This window comes from Streptomyces swartbergensis, from assembly GCF_002148965.1.
Classification (GTDB): domain Bacteria; phylum Actinomycetota; class Actinomycetes; order Streptomycetales; family Streptomycetaceae; genus Streptomyces; species Streptomyces swartbergensis.
The window spans coordinates 1-1,317 of sequence record NZ_NGFN01000707.1 but is presented as its reverse complement, the minus strand read 5'-3'; the positions used below and the strand labels follow the sequence as shown (position 1 = coordinate 1,317).

The following is a 1,317-nucleotide window of genomic DNA, read 5'->3' as shown; positions in this document are numbered from 1 at the left end:
GTCCAGGCGGGCTGTGCGTCGGACGCATCCGGCACGGCGGCGTCCTGCGGACCGCTGTCCTCGGGAGCAGCGTCGGCGGGCACCGAGTCGGCGGGCTCGGAGCCCACGGTCCGTGCGTCGGCAGGCGGGGCGTCGGGGGGCGAGGCGTCGTCGGCCTGTGCGTCGTCGGGCGAGGCGTCGTCGGGCTGTGCGTCGGCCGGCTCGGGAGCGGCCGGGACCTCGTCCGCGGGCACTGCATCCGGCCCCTCATCGGCAGTCACCGCGTCCACCGCGTCCGCATCCGCAGGCACGGAATCCTCAGGCCCGGAGTCCTCAGGCCCGGCTTCCTGAGGCCCGGCCTCGTCCGTCTCCGCCTCTGCCTCCGGAGCGGCGTCCTCGGGAGCTGCCTCCTCCGGTGCGGTCACCGCGGGTTCCGCGTCCCCGCTGTCGGCATCGTCGGAAGCGGGACCGTCCGGGCCGACCACGTCAGCCACATCGACTGCGGCCGCCGTGTCGGAGGAGACGTCCTCGTCGGCGTCGGTCGGAGCGCCCTCGACGTCACCGCCGGACTCCTCGCCCGGCTCGGCCTCGTCAGCCGGGCCGGAAGCGACCGCGCTGTCTTCGTCCCTGCTCCTGTCTTCGACCTGGACCTCGGCGGCACGCTCCGCGATCTCCCGCTGCAGGGCAACGGCGGAGAACCGCATCGTGGCACCGCTCTCCAGATCACCGTTCTCCGGCTCCGCGTCATCGGCAGCCGGAGCAGCCGGAGCAGCCGCAGCCGGGGGCGTGGCCGGAGTGGCCGGAGTGGCCGGAGCCTCTGTCGGAGCGGCCGGCGCCCACCGCGCCTGATACCCGCCGACGGGGATGTTCGGCATGGCCGTAGGAGAGGCCGGATCCGCCGCGGGCGCTTCGGTCCGCTCCGGCGGCTGAGCCCCCGGGGACTGAGCCGCAGGGGACTGCGCCCCCTGCGGCTCGAACCCCACGGGAAGCCGGGGCACGGCAGCCGGCCCTCCGGCAGGCGACCCCCCGGCAGCAGGCGCGGGCGGCGCGAAGGGCGTACCCGGCGAGGGCGCGGGAGGCGCGGGAGGCGCGGGAGGCGTGAACGGAGCGCCCGGAGCAGGCGACGGCGCGGGCGGCGTGAAAGGCGCCCCTGGAGCCGGAGACGGCGCCGAAGAAGGAGCCGGTGCCGGAGCCGAGCCGGAGGCCTGCCTCTGGCCCTGCCTCGGAATGGACGATGCCCCACCGGAAGGATTGGCATGCGGTGGCGGAGTGAGCCCCGGCAGCGGCGGGACCGGCCCGCTCGGCGCACCGGAACCCCCGCGCGCCCCGGGACCCTGC

General features: G+C 76.7%; 1 pseudogene. It reads right to left on the bottom strand.

The window, feature by feature from the left end:
* Window positions 1-854 (bottom strand): annotated as a pseudogene (locus CA983_RS43760) (hypothetical protein); the annotation flags it as partial.
* Window positions 855-1,317: the final 463 nt, after the last annotated feature.